Source organism: Bacillus sp. 01N42_2, from assembly GCF_056399565.1.
In genome coordinates, this window is sequence record NZ_JBFTRO010000003.1 from 338,009 (window position 1) to 360,020 (window position 22,012).

The 22,012-nt window shown below is 47.9% G+C and carries 20 protein-coding genes and 1 riboswitch; of the genes, 3 read left to right on the forward strand and 17 right to left on the reverse strand.

Annotated elements, in window-relative coordinates; genetic code table 11:
- Positions 1-9 precede the first annotated feature (9 nt).
- Genes sdhB through sdhC form a run of 3 tightly spaced genes read right to left on the reverse strand, consistent with a single transcriptional unit; the run spans position 10 to position 3,173 of the window.
- Positions 10-768 (reverse strand): succinate dehydrogenase iron-sulfur subunit, encoded by a 759-nt coding sequence (sdhB, locus tag AC1DN5_RS09290; protein WP_045925255.1) that lies wholly within the window; start codon positions 766-768, stop codon positions 10-12.
- Positions 769-770: 2 nt separating this feature from the next.
- Positions 771-2,531 carry a succinate dehydrogenase flavoprotein subunit gene (sdhA, locus tag AC1DN5_RS09295; protein ID WP_016938664.1) on the reverse strand — a complete coding sequence of 587 codons (1,761 nt, stop codon included), beginning with the start codon at positions 2,529-2,531 and terminating at the stop codon, positions 771-773.
- Positions 2,532-2,564: 33 nt separating this feature from the next.
- Positions 2,565-3,173, reverse strand: a complete 609-nt coding sequence (sdhC, locus tag AC1DN5_RS09300) for a succinate dehydrogenase cytochrome B558 (protein ID WP_016938663.1) — start codon at positions 3,171-3,173, stop codon at positions 2,565-2,567.
- Between the two features lie 296 nt (positions 3,174-3,469).
- On the opposite strand from sdhC, the gene AC1DN5_RS09305 reads away from it, so the two are divergent.
- Complete coding sequence (locus AC1DN5_RS09305; protein ID WP_366969113.1) at positions 3,470-3,916, forward strand: YslB family protein; 447 nt, start codon at positions 3,470-3,472, stop codon at positions 3,914-3,916.
- 46 nt (positions 3,917-3,962) lie between these two features.
- Here AC1DN5_RS09305 and AC1DN5_RS09310 read toward each other — a convergent pair whose 3' ends face one another.
- The 9 genes from AC1DN5_RS09310 to AC1DN5_RS09350 all read right to left on the reverse strand — a co-directional run bounded on the left by AC1DN5_RS09310 (position 3,963) and on the right by AC1DN5_RS09350 (position 14,603).
- Positions 3,963-5,192 carry an aspartate kinase gene (locus AC1DN5_RS09310; protein WP_366969112.1) on the reverse strand — a complete coding sequence of 410 codons (1,230 nt, stop codon included), beginning with the start codon at positions 5,190-5,192 and terminating at the stop codon, positions 3,963-3,965.
- A gap of 125 nt (positions 5,193-5,317) precedes the next feature.
- A riboswitch (Lysine riboswitch) is annotated at positions 5,318-5,496 on the reverse strand.
- Between the two features lie 61 nt (positions 5,497-5,557).
- On the reverse strand, positions 5,558-7,330 hold the full coding sequence (gene uvrC, locus AC1DN5_RS09315; RefSeq protein WP_327815116.1) for an excinuclease ABC subunit UvrC: 1,773 nt from the start codon (positions 7,328-7,330) through the stop codon (positions 5,558-5,560).
- A gap of 147 nt (positions 7,331-7,477) precedes the next feature.
- On the reverse strand, positions 7,478-7,792 hold the full coding sequence (gene trxA / locus AC1DN5_RS09320) for a thioredoxin (protein ID WP_003152560.1): 315 nt from the start codon (positions 7,790-7,792) through the stop codon (positions 7,478-7,480).
- Between the two features lie 151 nt (positions 7,793-7,943).
- The gene (locus tag AC1DN5_RS09325; RefSeq protein ID WP_327815114.1) at positions 7,944-9,434 is read right to left on the reverse strand and encodes an alpha-N-arabinofuranosidase; all 1,491 of its coding nucleotides are present in this window, start codon (positions 9,432-9,434) and stop codon (positions 7,944-7,946) included.
- A 218-nt stretch (positions 9,435-9,652) separates the two neighbouring features.
- A complete protein-coding gene (locus tag AC1DN5_RS09330) occupies positions 9,653-10,630 on the reverse strand; it encodes an electron transfer flavoprotein subunit alpha/FixB family protein (protein WP_045925249.1) in 978 nt (325 codons plus the stop codon).
- 31 nt (positions 10,631-10,661) lie between these two features.
- On the reverse strand, positions 10,662-11,435 hold the full coding sequence (locus AC1DN5_RS09335) for an electron transfer flavoprotein subunit beta/FixA family protein (RefSeq protein ID WP_264818963.1): 774 nt from the start codon (positions 11,433-11,435) through the stop codon (positions 10,662-10,664).
- Positions 11,436-11,448: 13 nt separating this feature from the next.
- Positions 11,449-12,228 (reverse strand): enoyl-CoA hydratase, encoded by a 780-nt coding sequence (locus AC1DN5_RS09340; RefSeq protein ID WP_016938656.1) that lies wholly within the window; start codon positions 12,226-12,228, stop codon positions 11,449-11,451.
- Positions 12,229-12,241: 13 nt separating this feature from the next.
- Positions 12,242-12,826, reverse strand: coding sequence for a TetR/AcrR family transcriptional regulator (locus AC1DN5_RS09345; RefSeq protein ID WP_014470798.1), 585 nt, complete (start codon positions 12,824-12,826; stop codon positions 12,242-12,244).
- An 88-nt stretch (positions 12,827-12,914) separates the two neighbouring features.
- Positions 12,915-14,603, reverse strand: coding sequence for an AMP-binding protein (locus AC1DN5_RS09350; protein ID WP_366969111.1), 1,689 nt, complete (start codon positions 14,601-14,603; stop codon positions 12,915-12,917).
- Between the two features lie 103 nt (positions 14,604-14,706).
- Between AC1DN5_RS09350 and AC1DN5_RS09355 the strand changes: the two genes are divergently transcribed.
- The gene (locus AC1DN5_RS09355) at positions 14,707-15,384 is read left to right on the forward strand and encodes a DUF2711 family protein (RefSeq protein WP_366969110.1); all 678 of its coding nucleotides are present in this window, start codon (positions 14,707-14,709) and stop codon (positions 15,382-15,384) included.
- A gap of 137 nt (positions 15,385-15,521) precedes the next feature.
- Here the strand turns inward: AC1DN5_RS09355 and AC1DN5_RS09360 are convergent, their stop codons facing one another.
- The 5 genes from AC1DN5_RS09360 to zapA all read right to left on the reverse strand — a co-directional run bounded on the left by AC1DN5_RS09360 (position 15,522) and on the right by zapA (position 20,937).
- Positions 15,522-15,926 (reverse strand): DUF350 domain-containing protein, encoded by a 405-nt coding sequence (locus AC1DN5_RS09360; RefSeq protein WP_441397045.1) that lies wholly within the window; start codon positions 15,924-15,926, stop codon positions 15,522-15,524.
- Between the two features lie 16 nt (positions 15,927-15,942).
- Complete coding sequence (locus AC1DN5_RS09365; protein ID WP_366969109.1) at positions 15,943-18,300, reverse strand: endonuclease MutS2; 2,358 nt, start codon at positions 18,298-18,300, stop codon at positions 15,943-15,945.
- A 20-nt stretch (positions 18,301-18,320) separates the two neighbouring features.
- Positions 18,321-20,033, reverse strand: a complete 1,713-nt coding sequence (polX, locus tag AC1DN5_RS09370) for a DNA polymerase/3'-5' exonuclease PolX (RefSeq protein ID WP_198697983.1) — start codon at positions 20,031-20,033, stop codon at positions 18,321-18,323.
- Positions 20,034-20,138: 105 nt separating this feature from the next.
- Positions 20,139-20,672 carry a CvpA family protein gene (locus AC1DN5_RS09375; protein ID WP_366969108.1) on the reverse strand — a complete coding sequence of 178 codons (534 nt, stop codon included), beginning with the start codon at positions 20,670-20,672 and terminating at the stop codon, positions 20,139-20,141.
- A gap of 7 nt (positions 20,673-20,679) precedes the next feature.
- Positions 20,680-20,937, reverse strand: coding sequence for a cell division protein ZapA (zapA, locus tag AC1DN5_RS09380; protein ID WP_016938650.1), 258 nt, complete (start codon positions 20,935-20,937; stop codon positions 20,680-20,682).
- Between the two features lie 133 nt (positions 20,938-21,070).
- On the opposite strand from zapA, the gene rnhC reads away from it, so the two are divergent.
- Positions 21,071-22,012 (forward strand): ribonuclease HIII, encoded by a 942-nt coding sequence (gene rnhC, locus AC1DN5_RS09385; RefSeq protein WP_045925242.1) that lies wholly within the window; start codon positions 21,071-21,073, stop codon positions 22,010-22,012.

A 22,012-nucleotide genomic window follows, 5' to 3' on the forward strand; every position in this document is an offset into this window, starting at 1 on the left:
TTCTTTATCTTATACTCTGTCGCTTCCGAAGAAATTGCGGAATGCTTGTAAGTTGGTATCTCTGTTCAAAGCAGCGATTGAAGTCGTGAGCGGAATGCCTTTCGGGCAGGATTGAACACAGTTTTGTGAATTCCCGCAATCTCCGAGACCGCCGTCTGTCATTAAAGCTTCTAAACGTTCGGACTTGTTCATCGCGCCCGTCGGGTGGGCGTTAAACAGACGCACTTGCGACATCGGGGCAGGCCCCATGAATTTCGATTTGCTGTTGACATTCGGGCAGGCTTCAAGGCAGACGCCGCAGGTCATGCATTTAGACAACTCATATGCCCACTGGCGGCGTTTTTCCGGCATTCTCGGTCCCGGTCCCAAATCGTAAGTCCCGTCAATCGGCACCCATGCTTTCACTTTTTTCAGTGAATCAAACATTCTGCTGCGGTCAACCTGAAGGTCACGGACAACCGGGAATGTTTTCATCGGCTTCAGACGGATCGGCTGTTCCAGCTTATCAATCAGCGCCGTGCATGACTGGCGCGGTCTGCCGTTGATGACCATGGAGCAGGCGCCGCATACTTCCTCAAGACAGTTCATGTCCCATGCGACAGGAGTTGTTTTCTCACCTTTTGCATTCACGGGATTTCTGCGGATTTCCATCAGGGCGGAAATCACGTTCAGATTCGGGCGGTAATTGATTTCAAACTCTTCATCGTATGGCGCGCTTTCGGGCGTATCCTGGCGTGTAATGATAAACCGTATCTTTTTCTCACTCATGATTATTTCGCCACCTTCTTCTTCGAGTAGTCGCGTTTACGGGGCGCAATCAGTGATACATCGACATCCTGATATTCAAATTCCGGAGCTTCAAACGGACCGGCATGTTTAGCCATTGTCGTTTTGAGCCACTCATCGTCATTTCTTTCAGGGAAATCCGGTTTATAGTGCGCTCCCCGGCTTTCATTTCGGTTGTATGCGCCGAGCGTGATGACTCTGGCAAGCTGAAGCATATTGGAGAACTGGCGGGTGAACATCGCCCCTTGGTTGCTCCATTTTGTCGTATCATTAATATTGATTTTCTTAAAGCGTTCCATCAGCTCTTGGATTTTATCATCCGTTTTCAAAAGCTTGTCATTGTGGCGGACCACCGTTACGTTGGCCGTCATCCATTCTCCGAGTTCACGGTGAAGCACGTAGGCATTTTCATCGCCGTCCATCTTCATGATGTCTGCCCATTTTTCTTCTTCTTTTTTCACGTAGGAATCAAATAATGAAGAAGACAGATCTTCAGCCGATGTTTCAAGTCCGGCAACATATTTCACCGCATTCGGACCGGCAACCATTCCTCCGTAAATGGCGGAAAGCAGAGAGTTTGCCCCTAAACGGTTTCCTCCGTGCATTGAATAATCACATTCACCCGCCGCGAACAGTCCGCGGATGCTTGTCATCTGATCATAATCAACCCACAGGCCGCCCATTGAGTAGTGAACAGCAGGGAAAATTTTCATCGGAAGCTTGCGCGGGTCATCCCCCATGAATTTTTCATAGATTTCGATAATGCCGCCGAGCTTAACGTCAAGCTCTTTCGGATCTTTGTGCGAAAGATCGAGATACACCATGTTTTCTCCATTGATGCCGAGCTTCTGGTTCACGCACACGTCAAAAATTTCGCGTGTCGCAATATCCCGCGGCACAAGGTTTCCGTAAGCCGGATATTTTTCCTCAAGGAAGTACCAAGGTTTTCCGTCTTTATACGTCCAGACTCTTCCGCCCTCGCCGCGCGCCGATTCACTCATCAGACGGAGTTTATCGTCTCCGGGAATGGCAGTCGGGTGAATTTGAATAAATTCGCCGTTAGCGTAGTAAGCGCCCTGCTGATAAACGATTGATGCGGCAGATCCCGTGTTGATCATGCTGTTTGTTGATTTTCCGAATACGATTCCGGGTCCTCCCGTCGCCATAATAACGGCGTCAGAACGGAATGACTCGATTTGCATATTAGTCAGATTTTGGGCTACGATACCGCGGCACGTGCGCTCATCGTCAAGAACGGCGCCGAGGAATTCCCAGCCTTCGTATTTTGTGACGAGACCCGCTACTTCATATCTGCGCACCTGCTCGTCCAGTGCGTAAAGAAGCTGCTGACCCGTCGTCGCTCCCGCGTATGCGGTTCTGTGATGCTGTGTACCCCCGAAACGGCGGAAGTCCAAGAGCCCTTCCGGCGTTCTGTTAAACATAACCCCCATGCGGTCCAATAAGTGGATAATGGACGGCGCCGCTTCACACATCGCTTTTACAGGCGGCTGGTTTGCTAAAAAGTCGCCTCCGTAAACCGTGTCATCAAAATGCTCAAACGGAGAGTCTCCTTCCCCTTTTGTGTTGACAGCTCCGTTTATCCCGCCCTGCGCGCAGACCGAGTGAGAGCGTTTGACCGGAACGATGGAAAACAATTTAACGGCCGTGCCTGATTCCGCTGCTTTAATTGTCGCCATGAGGCCGGCAAGACCCCCGCCGACTACGATAATGCTTGATTGACTCATGATAGCCCCTCTCCCTCTAGTAATCTAGTTCTCTTACACAAACGCAAAAATCGCTTTTAGACCCACGTATGAAAGCGCTAAAAATATAATCAGCGTCACGTAAGTCGAAATTCTTTGAGAACGCGGCGTGACCGTGATCCCCCATGTGACCGCAAAAGACCATAAGCCGTTTGAAAAGTGAAAAATGACTGATAAAACGCCTACAATATAAAATCCGAGCATAAACGGCGAGCTCAGAATATTCGCCATCATATCGAAGTTAACTTCAGCGCCCATCTGCGCGGCAATCCGCGTCTGCCACACATGCCAGCTGACGAAAATAAGGGTGAGAATACCGGTGACACGCTGAAGCACAAACATCCAGTTTCTGAAATAGCTGTATCGGCCAGCGTTGTTTTTCGCAGTAAATGCTATGTACACACCGTAAACCGCATGATAAATTAAAGGTAAGAAAATAATAAAAATTTCTAACGCATACCTGAACGGCAGACTGTCCATAAAGCCGGCCGCCTTGTTAAACGCATCCGCTCCCCTTGCGGCAAATTGGTTGACGACTAAATGCTGGATCAAAAAGATGCCGACCGGAATCACACCGAGCAAGGAATGCAATCTTCGAAAATAAAACTCTCTGTTCCCAGACATTACTTTACCCCCTGTTTGATTTAAGTGCGAAATGTGCTAAAATCTCTGCCCCCACTTCGTTTCAATTGTAAGCACTTTATTAAAATTTATTGACAATTTCATTTTACTCCTCCCTCAAAAGGGCGTCAAGAAAACGTGTACATAAATTATAATTTTCGGAATTGATTATTTGACGTGAAAATTTTATTTTCCTGCAATACCTTTCTCACTTTTTTTCACGTGTTTTATAGGATCAGCCTGTAATCCTCCCCCCTGTTTAAGCTATAATAAACGAAGGAGAGAGGGGAATACATAATATGAAGAATAATTATGAAGCAGCTTTAGAACCTTTAACTGAACTCGTCGTCAGCGCATACGGCTACGAATTAATCCGGGAAATCGTGCTTCCGGATATCCTCGGCCCGGAGCATTCATCGATGATGTATTGGGCGGGGAAACGCCTCGCCCGCAAATTTCCTCTTCAATCATGGGAAGAAATCCCCGCCTTTTTTGAAAAAGCCGGCTGGGGAACTTTGACAAACACAGGATCAAAAAAGCAAGAGCTGGAATTTGAGCTGGAAGGACCGCTCGTATCCAGCAGGCTCAAACACCAGAAAGAGCCGTGTTTTCAGCTTGAAGCCGGTTTTATAGCCGAACAGATTCAATTGATGAACGATCAGATTGCAGAATCTTATGAACAGGTCAAAAAGAGAGCGGATAAAGTCGTCCTGACCGTGAAATGGGATATGAAGGACCCTGTATAATTGAAAAAAGGCGGTGACTAAAAGTCCCGCCTTTTTGCCTGCCCGTTTATACGGCAGACGGCTGTTTAGAAAGCTCAAACGCATCATGAAGCGCTTCGACGGCTTTCACCATATCATTGTCACTGACCACCGCTGATACTTTTATTTCAGATGTGCTGACCATTTTGACTTGTACATTTTTTTCCGCCAGTACGGCAAACATGTCTGCGGCGACGCCGGGATTGGAGACCATGCCTGATCCGACAATGGATACTTTCGCCAGCTTTCTTTCAGTTTCGATTTTTTCATAGTCAAGCGCGTTTTTATATTCTTCAAGCACAGCGACCGTTTGCGCGGAATCTTCCGTTTTCACGGAGAAAGAAATGTCTGCTTCCCCATTATCCGCTTGTGTCTGAATAATGATGTCAACGTTGATGTTTCGTTTCGCCAGCGCGGTGAAGATCGTTGAAAGTGTTGTCAGCCCGCTTGCAAGGCCCGTGACGGACACCCTTGTAATCTGGTCTTCAAATGCAATTCCTCTGACGATTAAATTCTGCTCCATTGATGATTCCTCCTCAATTAATGTTCCAGCTTCATGTTCCGTGCTTGACCGCACTTCCAAAGGCACTTGATAGTTTTTCGCGAACTCAACCGCCCGCGGATGAAGAACACCCGCTCCGAGATTTGCAAGTTCCAGCATTTCATCATAAGAAATTCCCGCCAGTTTTCTCGCTGACCGGACGTACCGCGGATCTGTCGTAAACACGCCCGGAACGTCCGTGTAAATGTCGCATTTGTCCGCTTTTAAAGCTGCGGCAAGAGCGACCGCCGTCGTATCGGAACCGCCCCGTCCGAGCGTCGTGATGCCGCCGTCTTCGGTTACTCCCTGAAAACCGGCGACAACTGTAATCCTGCCTTCTGCAAGCTGCGCCTGAATTGCGGTGATATCAATATCCGTAATTCTCGCATTGCCGTGGACGGCCTCCGTGCGGACACCCGCCTGCCAGCCCGTATAAGAGACGGCGTCATATCCTTTTTCCTGAAGCGCCATGGCCAAAAGCGAAATCGTGACCTGCTCTCCCGTAGACAGAAGCATATCCATCTCGCGTCTGCTTGGCTCAGATGTAATTTCCGCCGCCAGATTGACGAGCGCGTCGGTTGATTTCCCCATTGCCGACACGACGACTACGACGTCATGTCCTTTTTTCTTTTCAGCAATGGCGCGATTTGCGGCATTTTGAATTTTTTCGGCAGAGCCGACGGAAGTGCCTCCGAATTTTTGTACGATAAGACTCATACTAGACCACCCTTTACATTTTGGTTCGTGCGGGTGAGGAGAAAAGAGCGTTGTGTCCACAATAAAAAAAGCAATGAGAGGAATAGCTCTCATTGCTTTTTCATATCATTACGATTGATTATGAACAACGAGATAGCCCTCCAAGAAAATGAATTCTTGACAGCTTTACATTTATTTAATGCAAAGCCAGCAAAGCACACCGATGGGATGTGTTTCACTTCGGCGAACTCCCCTTTCAGCCTTTTTCGCAGAATCCATCATTCTCCAAAGGCATACTATTGAAGTTCGCACCTCTATCTTCACCATATAACACGATCTTATGAAATTAGTTCACATTCTAGCAGACTTTTCAGAAAAGCACAATACTATTTTTTCAATTTTTCAAACAGCAGCTGAGCGGCCGCAGCCGGCACACCGGCTTTTTTGATATCGTCAAGACTTGCTTCCTTCATCTTTTTGACAGAACCGAAATGCTTTAAGAGCATTTTTTTGCGTTTTTCGCCGATCCCCGGGATATCATCCAATACAGATTGAAAGGCGCTTTTTCCCCGGATCTGTCTGTGAAAGCTGATCGCAAAACGGTGAACTTCATCCTGAATGCGCTGAAGCAGGTAAAATTCCTGGCTGTTCCGCTCCAGAAATACCGGTTCAAGCGGGTCGCCGATCAGAAGGTTGGATGTTCGGTGTTTGTCATCTTTCGCCAATCCCGCTACCGGGACATCAAGGCCGAGCTCATTCTCAAGCACGTCGCGCGCCGCGTTAATCTGCCCTTTTCCGCCGTCAATGATGATTAAATCCGGCAGCGGGAGATTTTCGCGGAGCACCCTCGAATATCTTCTTCTGACGACTTCTCTCATTGATCCGTAATCGTCAGGCCCTGTTACGGTTTTAATTTTATATTTGCGGTATTCCTTTTTATTCGGTTTTCCGTCAATAAAGACAATCATGGCCGATACAGGGTTTGTGCCTTGAATATTGGAGTTGTCAAACGCTTCAATCCGGTGCGGCGTGTAAATGTTCAATGCTTCGCCGAGCCGTTCGGCTGCACCGATTGACCTTTCCTCATCCCGCTCGATTAATGAGAACTTTTCCCGCAGGGCGATTTTCGCATTTTTGTGCGCAAGCAGAAGCAGTTCTTTTTTCGGGCCTTTTTTCGGCTGATGCACGGCGGTTTCCAAAAGCTCGCTGATCATGTCCCTGTCCACGCTGTCAGGCACCAGAATTTCCTTGGGCAGAAAGTGATTGTTTTTCGAATAGAACTGGCCGATGAAGGTCAGAAATTCTTCATCCGCTTCCTGGTACATCGGAAACATGCTGACATCGCGTTCGATCAGCTTTCCTTGGCGTATGAAAAAGACTTGGACGCACATCCAGCCTTTATCGTACGCATAAGCGAACACATCGCGGTCCAGAAGGTCATTCATGGTCATTTTCTGCTTTTCCATCGTCGATTCGATGTAAACAAGCTGATCGCGGAATTCTTTAGCCCGTTCAAATTCAAGCTTTTCCGCCGCCTCTGCCATTTTCTCTTCAAGCTCTTTTTTGACCTCGTTATGCCCTCCCTTTAAAAAGCGGGTGATGTCTTCCACAAGCTCGCGGTTTGTCTCCTCGGAAATATCCTTTACACATGGAGCGAGGCATTGTCCGAGATGGTAATAGAGACAGACACGGTCCGGAAGATTCGAGCACTTCCTGAGCGGATAAAGGCGGTCCAGCAGTTTTTTCGTTTCCCGCGCCGCCTGTACATTCGGGTACGGGCCGAAATAGCGCCCTTTGTCTTTTTTGACATTGCGGGTGACAATAAGCCGCGGATGGCGTTCATGGGTGATTTTAATAAAGGGATAGGTTTTATCATCTTTCAGCATGACATTGTATTTCGGATCGTATTTTTTAATCAGATTCATTTCCAAAATAAGCGCTTCAAGATTGGAGGAAGTCACGATATATTCAAAGTCCTCAATCTCCGTCACAAGCCTTTGGGTTTTTGCATCGTGAGAACCGGTGAAATAGGATCTCACCCTGTTTTTCAGCACTTTCGCTTTCCCCACGTAGATGACTGTTTTCTGACGGTCTTTCATTAAATAACAGCCCGGCTGATCGGGAAGGAGGGCCAGCTTTTCTTTCAGTTGTTTATTCATACGTTACCCTTCCTTACATTCATTTCTTGTGTCCATTCAGTGTATCACGAACATTTGTTTTTCTCCATTCTCAGCTTTTGGAAGATCAAAAAAGGCGATCCCTTTTAAAGGAATCGCCCTGCCGTAGCCGTAACAGAAACTTTCGGCTTACAGATGTTTGTTTACAAGCTCTTCAAGGGCTTCTTTCGGTTTGAAGCCGACAGATGTTTCAACCACTTCTCCGTCTTTTAACACAAGAAGTGTCGGGATGCTCATGACGCCGTATTTACCGGCAGTTTCTTGGTTTTCATCCACGTCGATTTTGACGATTTTCAGTTTGTCTCCCATTTCTTGATCAAGCTCTTCAAGAACGGGCGCGATCATTTTACAAGGTCCGCACCAAGGAGCCCAGAAATCAGCTAATACGACACCTTCACTTGTTTCAGCTGAGAACGATTGATCAGTTGCTTTTACGATAGCCATTTGTTATTCCTCCAATGTCAAATGATGATTTTTAGTATAGCATCTCCCATTCGTTCATGCTAATTTAATGCTTATATTATTTTCTCCCGAACCCGCCGAAAATAATCTTATTTATAGAATGTATGATAACCGATCAGCAGGCGTTCAAAACTTAAGATGGACCCGCCGGCAGCGTGATTAATACAACCGCCATCGGAGGAAGCTCCGCCTCCAGGTTTCCGCCCTTCTGCGTAAACCCGGAAAACGGCTTCGGTTTGACGTTTTCCGGGCTGCTGAATGTATTGCGGGCATTCATTTTTTCAGCATGCAGAATCGTCGCGGAAGGCTTCCCAATCTTTTTCATGCCCCGCAGTTCAATCTTCACGTCAGCTTTGTGCAGGTGATCGATATTGCAAATGCTGATATGTATGCCGCCGTTTTTCTGTTTGGACGCCGAAATGCTGACTTGCGGGAGCCGGCCGTCTTTCCATTCGTATTCGGCCGCTTTTGTTTCTGCGGCCAAAAGAGAAGCATCCTGATGAACCTTAAACATATCAAACACATGATATGTCGGCGTCAGCAGCATATTTTTGCCTTCTGTCAGGATCATTGCCTGAAGCACGTTGACGGTTTGCGCGATATTGGCCATCTGCACACGGTCTGCGTGCTGATGAAAAATGTGAAAATGTGTGGCGGCGACAAGCGCGTCGCGGATCGTATTTTGCTGATACAAAAAGCCCGGATTCGTGCCAGGCTCAGGATCAAGCCATGTGCCCCATTCATCAATGATCAGACCGACTCTTTTTTCCGGATCGTACTGATCCATAATGGCGCTGTGCCTTGTAATCAATTCATCCATATGAGCCGCTTTTTTCATCGTGATGAACCATTCATCTTCCGTAAACTCCGTCGCTGACCCTTTTCCCTTCCAGAAGTCGCCCGGTATTGTGTAATAATGCAGGCTCAGCCCGTCCATGAGATCAGCGGCTTTTTTCATTAAGGTTTCTGTCCAGCGGTAATCGTCGACATTCGCACCGCCGGCAATTTTATAGATTGCATTCCCGCTGTAATTGCGGACATAGGTTTGAAAGTGCCGGTAAAGATCGGCATAATACTCAGGATGCATGTTTCCGCCGCAGCCCCAGTTCTCATTTCCTATACCGAAATATTTCAGCTTCCACGGTTTTTCCCGCCCGTTTTCATTTCTCCAGTCGGACATCGGCGTGCCCGCTTCAAACGTCATGTATTCAATCCAATCAGCCATTTCCTTAACCGTTCCGCTGCCGACGTTTCCGGCGATGTACGGTTCGCAGCCGAGCAGTTCACAAAGCATCATAAATTCGTGCGTGCCGAATTCATTGGAATCAATCGTTCCGCCCCAATGGGTATTCAGCATGGTTTTTCGTTCCCCTACGCCGTTTGCCCAATGATATTCATCAGCAAAACAGCCGCCGGGCCATCTGAGAACGGGAATCTGGAGCTGTTTGAGGGCGGAGGCGACATCCGTCCTGATTCCGCCGGTATTCGGAATATCGGAATCTTTTCCGACCCAGATGCCCTCATATATGCCTCTTCCTAAGTGTTCCGCGAAATGTCCGTATATGTTTTTGTTAATGGTTCCCCGTGTGATATCCGTTTGAATGACTGCCGTATTGTGAGACATACTTGATCATTCCTTCCCCTTAATAAGAATGAAAGCACTACAGCCAATCTATGTATCTGGGATGTATGTATGCTGAAAGGATAAGTTTGTAAGCGCTTTACAAAAAGCTTATTATATTGGTTCGTACATGTCAATCTGTTATTTTACCAATACATAATTTGTACGAATCAATCATCACAAACCAAAACCCTCTGACAAATGAAGCCAGAGGGTTTTGGTTATGAATGAATATTGGCCTTTTTAAATTCCTGGGTCAGGAGCGGAACCACTTCGAACAAATCGCCGACAATTCCGTAGTCCGCTATTTTGAATATTTCCGCTTCCGGGTCTTTGTTGATGGCAACGATCACTTTACTGTTTGACATCCCCGCCAAGTGCTGAATCGCTCCGGAAATCCCGCAGGCAATATACAAATCCGGTGTAACGACTTTCCCCGTTTGGCCGATTTGAAGAGAATAGTCGCAATAATCCGCGTCACACGCGCCGCGCGAAGCGCCCACCGCTGCTCCCAGCACTTCGGCAAGTTCTTTTAACGGTTCAAACCCATCTTTACTTTTTACCCCGCGGCCGCCCGCAACGATGATTTTCGCTTCTGATAAATCCACGCCGTCCGCTGTTTTTTTAACTACTTCTTCAATGACCGTCCGCAAATCTGCCGGCGGGACCGCAAGCTCTTCAATATCACCCGTGCGGCTTGCATCTCTTTCTAATGCCTGAATGTTATTCGGACGGATTGTCGCCAAGATGAAAGGATCGGTTGAAATCACCTGTTCAAAGGCTTTGCCGGAATAGATCGGTCTTGTAAATACGATGTTGTCTCCGGTAACGCTTACATCCGTGCTGTCTGAAATCAATCCCGTTTCAAACCGGGCCGCAAGCTTCGGTGACAAATCTTTTCCCATAGAAGTATGGCCGAAAATAACCGCATCGGGCTTTTCATTTTCGATCAGATCCCCTAGAACCGCTGCATATCCGTCCGCCGTATACTGAGAAAGTCCCGCTGCATCGGCCGTAAATACTTTATCGGCGCCGTACTGAATGAGTTCTGATGCTGCATCAGCCGCGCCTTTTCCCAACAGCACGCCGATGACATCTCCTCCGCCGGAAATGGTTTTGCCTGCGGCTATGGCTTCAAAGGTGACGTTCCGTAAGGCGCCGTCACGAATTTCTCCGAGTACGATCACTTTTTTTCCCATTCTGACATCCCCCAGTTTCTTTAATATCGGTTTATACGACTTTGGCTTCTTTTCTCAGCAGTGAGACAAGCTCCTTCGCCTGCTCAGCGGCTTCTCCTTCGATCAGTTTGCCCGCTTCTTTTTGCGGCGGGAGAAAACGTTCGATCGTTTTGAGTTTCGGTGCAGCATCATCTTCATCAATGCCGAGGTCATCGAGCTCAAGCTCTTCCAGCGGTTTTTTCTTCGCCTTCATAATGCCCGGAAGCGACGGATAGCGCGGCTCGTTTAAGCCTTGCTGTGCCGTGATGACTAAAGGAAGTGAGGTTTTAATGACTTCGGTATCCCCTTCGTTGTCTTTCTCTGCCATAGCTTCATCGCCGCTGATTGTCAGTTTTGTAATCGTTGTGACGCAAGGAATGTTCAACAGTTCGGCAAGTCTTGGGGCCACTTGGCCGGAACCGCCGTCAATCGCGACATTTCCGCCGAGAATCAGATCATATTCCCGGTCCTTGAAATAGTGATATAAGATCGTGGAAATGGAGTATTGGTCGGGATCGCTCAGGTCATCCTCAATATTGATTAATACCGCCTGGTCGCACCCCATCGCAAGAGCGGTGCGGAGTTCTTTCTCCGCATCTTCTCCGCCGACGGTTACGGCGGTAACGGTTCCGCCATGCTCTTCTTTCAGCTGAATCGCTTCTTCAATGGCGTACTCATCATACGGATTAATGATAAACTCGGCTCCGTCCTCCTGAATCTTTCCTGCTTCAATGACGATTTTCTCTTCTGTGTCAAACGTCCGTTTCATCAGTACAAATAGATTCATATTCTTATCCCCTTTATCTTCGCCCACCGAATTGAGGCTTTCTTTTTTCGAGAAATGCCTGAATGCCTTCTTTTGCGTCTTCTGATGCAAATGCTTCCCCAAAGCGCTTTGCTTCGAGCTTTAAGCCGCCGTCATAAGAATAGACTTTGTTTGAATAAAGAAGCTCAAGCAGGGAAGCCATCGACTGCGGGCTTTTTTCCGCAAACTTGCCCGCTAGCGTTTTCGCCTTTTCCAGCAGCTCCTCTTCATTTTCGGCGCCTATTGTGACAAGCCCGAGGCTGAGCGCTTCTTCTCCGGTCACAGGTTCTGAAGTGCCGATCATCTCAAGCGCTTTCGCCGTGCCGACGTACCGGGGCAGGCGCTGCGTCCCGGCAAAGCCCGGAATAATGCCGAGATTCAGCTCGGGCAGGCCGAGCTTTGCATCCAATGTGGCGATTCTGATATGACAGGCCATGGCAAGCTCCAGACCGCCGCCGAGCGCAGCGCCGTGAATCGCCGCGATAACGGGCTTCGGAAACCCTTCAATTCTTTCCATCAGCTGCTGACCTTTATCCGCCATGGCAGAAGACTGCTCAAGATCATCAAGCGACGTAAATTCCTTGATATCGGCGCCCGCCGAAAAAAATTTTCCCTCACCGCGAATGATGATGCTTCTGACGCTGTCATCTGTTTCACACCGGTCGAACAGACCGGATAATTCAGCTAAAACCGCACCGGACAGCGCGTTGGCCGGCTGATGATTGATGGTGATCACCGCGACAGATTGTTCAACCGCCACTGAAAGGCTGTTCATCCGTCAACCCCCTTTAGTTTTGATGAATCCCTGACACCAACAGTTCCAATACCTTGTCTGACAAATCCGGAAGATCATATTTCTGATCGTTCATCACCCATGTTGTCACTGTTTCATCTATCGTCCCGAATATCATCTGCCGGGCGAGGCGGACGTCGAGATTGTCTTTCCATTCGCCCGACTCGATTCCTTCGGTCAAAATGGTGTCCAGCATGTTTAAATAACCTTTTAAAATATCATTGATTTTCAGGCGCAGCTTGATATTCGACTGTCTGAGCTCAAGCTGGGTCACAATCGCGAGGTGGCGGTCATTGCCGAGCAGTGTGAAGTGCTGCTTAATGACGAGAGCGAGTTTTTCTTTTGCCGTCGTTTTTTCTTTCACTTCTTCTTCCATGCGTTCAATGAACTGGCCCATCTTTTCTTTAAAAAGAGAAATGAGTATATCCTCTTTGTTTTTGAAATATAAATAGATGGTGCCGTCCGCAACGCCGGCCTGCTTGGCGATTTTGGACACCTGTGATTGGTGATAGCCGTTTTCCGCTATGACTTCTACTGCTGCATCAATGATCTGCATATACTTTGGCCGTTTTTGGTTCAATGTCATCGTTCCTTCCTTCAATAAATGAATGACTATTCATTCATAACTTCATGATAAAAAGGATTCCCGGTTTTGTCAAGTTTTTCTTTTAAGGCACCTTGTTTTCATGAGAAGCATCTTCCTCTTCGACGAGACGCCTTCTTAATATCTTTCCGACGGCCGTTTTCGGAAGCTCTTTTCTGAATTCGTACAGCTTCGGGACTTTGTACGGCGCAAGCCGCTCTCTGGCAAACGCATCAAGCTCATCGGCATCCGCTTCGGCGCCTTTTTTCAAAACGACAAATGCTTTCACCGTCTCCCCTCTGTAGGAATCAGGCACGCCCGCTACGACGATTTCCTGAACGGCTTCATGCTCATACAGCGCCTCTTCCACCTCACGAGGGTAAATGTTGTATCCCCCGGCAATGATGATGTCTTTTTTCCTGTCGGCGATGTAGAAAAATCCTTCCTCATCCATATATCCCATGTCTCCGGTAAACAGCCAGCCGTCTCTGATGACACGGGCCGTCTCCTCCTGCTTGTTCCAATAGCCTTTCATAACCTGCGGACCTTTTACGATCAGCTCGCCGTGTTCATACGGCTCCGCAAGCCCGCCTTTTTCTTCTGAATAGATTCCGGCGTCGGTATTGGGCCAGGGACAGCCGATGCTGCCGGGTTTATTTTTTCCCCAGATGAAATTTGAATGGGTCACCGGTGATGCTTCGGATAATCCGTAGCCTTCCACAAGCTTTCCGCCGGTCACTTTTTCAAATTTCTGTTTGACTTCGACCGGGAGCGCTGCTGAACCGCTCGGACAGCTTTTTATGGAGGACAGATCATATTTATTCAGTTCCGGATGATGCAAAAGCCCGATGTAAATCGTCGGAGCTCCCGGAAAAACTGTCGGCTTTTGCCTGTCGATTGTTTTCAAGGTATCCAAAGGATTGAATTTAGGAAGCAGAATCATTTCACACCCCTGCATGATGGAAAAATTCAGCACGGCGGTTAATCCGTACACATGAAAAAAAGGTACGATGCCGAGCACTTTTTCGGCTCCCTTTTTCATTTTGTACATCCAGGCGGCGCCCATTTCTGTATTGGCCTGAATGTTTTTGTGCGTGAGCATGACGCCTTTCGGATAGCCGGTTGTTCCGCCCGTGTATTGAAGCACGGCGATGTCATGCTCAGGATCAATATCAAATTCCTCCGCCTTCTCCGCTTTTTCATTTTTTAAAATGTCCGCTAAGCTGTGAATCTGTTCATGTCCGTCGTAATCGATATGCACTTGTTTTTTTTGCGTGAGTGTATAAAGCATATTTTTCGGAAACGGCAAAAAGTCTTTGATACTGGTTGTAATAATGCGTTCAACAATTGACAACGTTTTCATTTTTATCACCTTCGGAAACAGCATATCGAGGGTGATGATCACGCGCGGCGAACTGTCTTGCAGCTGATACTCAAGCTCGTGTTCCGTGTAGAGAGGATTGGTCTGAACGACTATGCCCCCGGCGAACAATACGCCGTAAAATGCGATGACCGACTGCGGACAATTGGGCAGCATAATGGCGGCTCTGTCGCCTTTTTTCAGGCCTGTTTTGCGTAAAAAAGCGGCTAGCTTTAATGAATCTGTGAGAACGTCTTGGAATGTGAGTTTTTTTCCGAGAAAATAAATGGCGGTATGGTTCGGGAATTGAGCTGCGGAGTTTGTCAGATTGGATGGCAGGGTTTGACCGGTAAATTCAAGCTCATGCGGAATCTCTTCGGGATATTGAGAAAGCCATGGCTTTTCAGACTGCATAAAACCTCTCCCTTCTGTTTTCCTATACGCTATTATTATAGCAGAAGGCTGATTGGAATTGGAAAGCGTTTCATGTTATTTTCGAGTTCAGGAGGTGTTGAGTTTGCTGGAAACACTGTATTTTGAAGAGGGAGTTCCTATCCTGCGCCAGCTGCCGAAGCCGTTTACTTCAGCCGCCTTTTTGCTTCATCCCTTTGTCCGAATGCCGGATGGGTGGGAAGCGCAAAAGCGCAAGCGGCCTTTTGAGCATATCTATCCGAGTGATGAGGAGATCATCGAAACGGGCAGACCTGTTTCCTGGAAAACCGTCATGACCATTTGCGGACTGCGCTCTGAAAAAGAGACCGCGCTTGCACTGATGACTGCTGTCACGGCACTGCGGGATGAATATGCCCGGCCTGAATCCGCCGCGCTGTTAAACCGGCTTCATCACCCCGATCTGTACTTGCCGAGCGATGATGTCACTTCGCCATTTTTGATACCGGGACTCTTGGACGTGTTTCGTTCAAAAGGCATTGAGCGCTGCACTTTTTATGAGCCGATCGAAGCGGAAGGCCTATTTTCGCTCAAGCAAACAGCGTCTTCGGATGTATGCGGACTGCTGCAGGCTGACATGATGATTGCTGATGTAAAGCGGCGCGCCGCTTTTATGAGTGTGTACGATTCTTTCACAACACTCTTTCTCATGGAGGATCAAGACATGCTGTCTGTTATCCGCGCCATGAATTGGGAAGCCGTCATTTGCTCTGATACGATGTGCATCAATTGGTATTCTCAATAAAAAGACTGCCGATTTCAATTCGGCAGCCTTTTTTCAGTATTAAGATGTCATGACCAGATAAATAAGTCCGATGAACAGAAAAATTCCCGCTGCCGACAGCAGCACTTTCGCAAGCTTCTCCATTTTTCCCCGTCCCCTTAAATCCCGGCGGCCACCACAAATGACAGGCCGACTGAGATGACAAATGAAATAAAGCCGACAGCTCTGTTATCTTTTTCAATTTCTTTATCAATTTTAAACCGGGGCGTCAGAAATTCAAAGATAAAATAGCTGATTAAAAGCATAATAAATCCGTATACGCCCCAGCCGATCATTTGCAAAAGCGAATTATGCTGGGCGATGCTGTGCTGAAAGACATTCGCGATACCGAGAATTTTCCCTCCGGTCGCCATTGCCACCGCAAGATTGCCTTTTTGGATTTCCACCCAGTTTTTATAGGATGTCACCAATTCAAACACGGTCAGAAAAATGACGAGACACAAGACGGCCACACTGTAATAAGCCGCGATTTCAACAAGCTCATCTTCCCAAAAAGCATTCATGACGTTTTCTCCCTTTTTATTTTAGTTCGACAATCGTTACGCCTGATCCTCCTTCTCCCGCTTCCCCGAACCGCGCGCTTTTCACGCTGCGGTGGTTTTTCAGAAGATCCTGCACCCCTTTGCGAAGGGCGCCCGTGCCTTTTCCGTGAATGATGGACACTCTCGGGTAGCCGGCAAGCACCGCGTCATCTAAATATTTTTCGACGCGGCTGAGGGCATTTTCGTAACGCTCTCCCCTGAGGTCAAGTTCAAGGGATACGTGATAATCCTTCCCTTTTACGGCGGTGATTGCTTTTTCTTTTTTCGGTTCAGGAGCCGATTTGAGAAACTCGAGATCTTTTTCCTTCACCTTCATTTTGAGGATGCCGATTTGGACGTTCCATTCTTTCTCGCCGGTTTTTTCAAGCAACGCCCCTTTTTGTCCGAATGTGAGCACCTTTACTTCGTCGCCCGGCTTCAGCTCGCGTTTTTTCTCTGTTTTTCTTTCCGGCTGCTTTGATTTTTCAAAAGCCGGCATCGCGTCTCCGAGACGTTTTTTGGCATCAATCAGCTCGTGTTCCTTAAAGGATCTGTGTTCTTGCTTGATGGACCGGAGCTCGCGGATGATCTGTTCGGCTTCATTTGCGGCGGCTTCCAGTTTTTCCGCCGCTTTTTGTTCGGCTTCTTCCATCATTTTATCTTTTTGGGCGTTCAGCTCAATGATTTGCTGCTGAAGCTCTTTGTGCAGTTTTTCTGCTTCTTTTCTGATTGATTCGGTTTCAGAAAGCTCTTCATCCGCTCTTTTTTTGCTTTTTTCAAGCGATGCGATCATCAGATCGACTTCGTTGTGTTCGGCGGTCATTTCTGACTTCGCCTGGCCGATGATATGCTCCGGCAGGCCGAGGCGTCTTGAAATTTCAAATGCGTTGCTTCGGCCTGGTACTCCGATCAGGAGCTTATAGGTAGGCGAAAGTGTTTCAATGTCAAATTCAACGCTGGCGTTCATGACGCCTTGCCGGTTATATCCGTATGCTTTCAGTTCCGGGTAATGGGTTGTCGCAAGCACTCTGGCGTTTGTCCGGTGGACTTCGTCAAGAATGCTCATGGCAAGCGCCGCCCCTTCCTGCGGGTCTGTTCCGGCACCGAGTTCATCAAACAGCGCAAGACTGTTTTCAGACACTTCTTTTAAAATACTGACGATATTGACCATGTGGGATGAGAACGTACTCAGACTTTGTTCGATCGACTGTTCATCTCCGATATCGGCAAACACATTGTCAAATACGGCGGCTTCCGATCCCTCATCAGCCGGTATGTGCAATCCAGCCTGCGCCATTATCGTCAGCAGCCCGAGTGTTTTTAACGTAACGGTTTTACCGCCCGTATTCGGGCCCGTGATGACGATCGTTGAATAATCTCCGCCCAGTTCAATATCGTTGGCGACGACTTGATCTTGGGGCAGCAGCGGATGGCGCGCTTTTTTGAGACGGATAAAGCCGTCTCCGTTCATGAATGGTTTTGTCGCCTTCATTGCTTTTGCGTATCTCGCTTTGGCGAAAATGAAATCCAATGTCTGCAGTACTTCTACATTTTTAGCGATTTCATGTGTGTGTTCAGCCGTATGCTCCGTCAGCATCCGGAGAATCCGTTCGATTTCCTGTTTTTCTTTTACCTTCGCCTGCTGAAGCGAGTTGTTCATATCTACGATCGCCTGCGGTTCAATAAAAAGCGTCGCACCGGATGAAGATGTATCGTGGACAATTCCGCCGTAGCTTGATCTGTATTCCTGTTTGACCGGAATGACAAAGCGGTCATTCCGGATCGTAACGATGGTGTCAGACAGCATTTTTGATGCGGAAGATGAACGCAGCATCGATTCAAGACGGTCTCTCACTCTTGATTCAAGCGTCCTGAGCTGCGTCCGGATTCCTCTTAGGGCGGGAGATGCATGATCAAGCACTTCGCCGTGATCGTCAATGCAGGAGTTAATCTCCCTTTCCAAATCGCCCAATGTAATCAGTTCTTCTGCATGGGCCTGTATCAGCGGAATGCTGACGCCGTCTTCTGTCATTTGGCTGATAAAGTGCTTCATTTGTTTAACGGCATACAGCAGCCCGGACAATTCGGTAAATTCCGCCGGAGTCAGCACACTGCCGATTTCCGCCCGCCGCAAAGCCGATCTTATATCGGTCAGCCCGCCGAACGGAGCATGGCCTCTTAAGCGCATGACCGCGGATGCTTCTTCGACTTCATCCAGCTGTTTTTGGATGTCGGCGAGATCCGTTAAAGGCTTCAGCTGCAGAAGCTTTTCCCGGCCGAGCGATGAGGCGGCATGTGCGGTAATCTGTTCTTTTACTTTATGAAATTCAAGTGATGATAACACTTTTTGCTGCACGGTTTTATGGTCCTCCTTACTTAATCATTGCGCGTCAGAAATGCTTTGACCTCATGTAACGGCCGGGCGTTTAACACATTCTTTGTTTCAGTCCAGCCTTTGCGCGCAGCGGTCACGCCCGTTTTCATGTCATCGAGCATTTCTATATTATGGGCATCTGTATTAATGACCAAAGTCACGCCTTTTTCGTTTGCTTTGATCAGATGCTCAGTCCGTAAATCGAGACGCGCGGGGTTTGCATTCAGCTCAAGCGCCGTATTTGTTTTGGCTGCGAGCTCAATCAGCATGTCGATGTCGACTTCATAGCCGGCCCGTCTGCCGATCAGGCGGCCCGTCGGGTGGGCGATAATGTCCACGTGCTTATTCGTCAGCGCCTGTTCAAGCCGTTTCATAATGACATGCTCCGGCTGGCTGAAGCTTGAATGAATAGATGCGATGACAAGATCCATTTCAGACAGAACACTGTCATCATAATCAAGCGAACCGTCGGGGAGAATGTCCATTTCTACGCCTTTAAAAATATGAAAGTTTTCAAACTCAGCGTTTAACGCGTCAATTTCTTCCGCTTGTTTTCTGAGCCGTTCGGCCGTTAACCCGTTGGCTACCTTTAAATATTGGGAATGGTCGGTGATCGCCATGTACTGATAGCCTTTTGCCATACACGCTTCTGCCATTTCCCTGATGGAAAAAGCGCCGTCACTCCAGGCTGAGTGCATGTGGAGATCGCCTTTTATCGCTTTTTGCTCCACAAGGTCCGTTTCTTCCCGATACGTGTCGACCTCCTGCCCGCTTTCTCTGAGCTCCGGAGGAATAAACGGCAGACCGAAGTGGGCGTAAAAGGCTTCTTCACTCGGAAACGTTTTGACTTCTCCCGTTTCTATGGTTTCTACCCCGTATTCGCTGATCCGTTCGCCGCGCTCTTTCGCCAGCTGGCGCATCTTAATGTTGTGATCTTTCGAGCCGGTAAAATGATGCAGTGTGGTCGCAAACTGCTCCTCTGTCACAAGCCGGAAATCCACACTCGTCTCATATTCAAAGGTCAGGATAACAGATACTTTTGTATCCCCGCTAGCTATCACGTCTTTTACGTTCGGCAGGGACAGAAGCTGATCTCTGACAGCCTCCGGATGATCTGTAGCGATAATGTAATCGAGATCTTTAACAGTCTCCCGCGCTCTTCTGAGACTGCCGGCCCGGGAATATTTCTGAATATCCGTCAGCCGGTCCAAATGTTCTTCAATGACTGAAGCAATGCCGAGCGCATAGCCGATCGGAAAACGTTCCGGCTGTTTTCCGGCTTCTCCGAGAGCCTGAAGGATTTTCTCCTCCGTTTTTTTTCCGAAACCGGCGAGCCCTTGCACCTTTTGCTGCTCGCATGCTTCTTTCAGCGATTCCGCGTCATGAACGCCAAGCTCCTGATACAGTTTGGCGATTTTTTTGCCGCCTAGGCCCGGAAGCTTCAAAAGAGGAACCAAGCCTTCCGGGACTTCTTTCTGCAATTGGAGAAGCGTGCTGGACACACCTTCCTGCATATATTCACGAATGACGCCGTAGGTGCCTTTTCCGATTCCGGATAAAGACATCATGTCGTCGATTTCCGACAGGCTGCGGTCATCCTGCTCAAGCGCCGCTGCCGCTTTTCGGAAGGCTGATATTTTAAACGGGTTGTCCCCTTTCAGTTCCATATAGACCGCAATCGTTTCAAGCAGCCTGATGATATCTTTTTTATGCATACTGTTAACCCCCAGTCGTTTCCTGCTTTTCATCATACAAATTTTTCTTCTCCGGCACAACTGACGCAGAGCTTGAAAAAAACTTCTCCGGTCAAGAGAAGTTTTTTATGCCCCGTACTGGGCCCACAGTTCTTGCAGGAGCCCAGACAGATACGGCGTATGATGCGTGATGATATTTGCAAGCGTCGATTGTGCGAGCATATCCTGAAGCGCGCTTACCGGCAGTACGGATGCGACGTATAACAGGATAAACGCAAATAAATAGACTTCCAGAAACCCGAGCACCCCGCCAAGCAGTTTGTTGATCTGTTTAATGACCGGAATGCTTGCGATGATATTAAGCGCCGCTCCGATAATCCGAAGCAGAATCTTTGCAATGATAAACAAAATGACAAACGCGATCGCGTTGTAATAAGCCGTCTCTACGTTTCCTTTAATAAAAGAAAGAGCCGTCTGCCCGCCGGAAAAATCAGGCGCGGGTATAAAACTTAAATGCGGGGCCAGATTTTTGTAAAAAAGCGCCGCAAACGCAAGCGAGAGGATGAAACTCGTTAAATATATAAATTGGAGGATAAATCCTCTTTTCAATCCAAGCAATGTGCCCATCAAGAGCAAAACTAAGATGATGATATCTATCATATGGTGTTCATTCCTTTTCTTTAAGCTGCCGCTCCAGTAATTCATATTTTTCTTGCAGTTTCATATAATCATGCACGACATTGACCGCAGTCAAAACAGCGAGCTTATTTATATCAAGATATGGATTTTTCTCATTGATTTCTCTCATTTTATCATCAACCATTCCGGCCACATGACGCATGTGCGCTTTGCTTTCTTCCCCGATAATGGTGAAGTGCTGGCCGTAAATGTTTACTGTCGTTTTGGTTTTTTTGCCGTCAGACAACGTTTCTCCTCCATTCCGCGAGAATCCTAGTTCCTATCATACCACGATTATCGATTGAATGGAAAGACGAGCCTCAGGCTGTTATGATACACTGGTATATACAGTGAAAAGTGCCAAAAAAGGAGATTATATCGTGTCCCATTCTGTTATAAAAGTATCCGCTTCCGCTATAGAACAAATGAAACAATCCTATGCCGGCTCCCTTACTCCGGCCGTTCCGCAGGGCGCCGTCTTCCAGGCTAAGCCGCCGGGCTGTACCATTACAGCCTACCGTTCGGGCAAGGTTCTCTTTCAAGGAAAAAACGCCGGCACAGAAGCGGCCCGCTGGGGAACGGCTGAGGCGCCGAAAGCAAAGAAAACCGTCAAAAAAGCGGCCGACCCGCTCTACGCTCCCCCGGCGGGCATTGCGTCCATGTCGGTAATCGGCTCAGATGAGGTCGGAACAGGCGATTACTTCGGACCGATAACGGTTGCCTGCGCCTATGCCGACAAAACAAAGCTTTCTTTAATGAAAGAACTGGGCGTGAAGGATTCGAAAGATTTAAAAGATCCGCAGATTATTGAAATCGCCAAACTGTTAATTAAAACCATTCCTTACAGCCTGCTTGTGTTAAAAAATGAAAAATACAATCAGATGCAGGAAAAAGGCATGAGCCAGGGGAAAATGAAGGCGCTCCTTCATAATCAGGCGATTTCCAATCTGCTGAGGAAAATGAACGGCGTCAAACCGGAAGCGATTCTGATTGACCAATTTGCAGAGCCCGGCATTTATTTTAAGCATCTTTCCGGGCGGGATATCGTAAAAGAAAAAACGTTTTTCAGCACGAAGGCGGAAGGCATACATCTTTCCGTCGCCGCAGCCTCTATCATCGCGCGGTATTCTTTCTTAATTGAAATGGATAAGCTTTCCCGGGAAGCCGGGATGACGATTCCGAAAGGCGCGGGGCCGCACGTCGATGAAGCTGCCGCCAAGCTGATCATCAATAAAGGAGAAGATGCGCTCAGGACGTTCACTAAACTGCATTTTGCCAATACGCAAAAAGCAAAACGCCTTGCAGAACGGAAAAGGTCATAA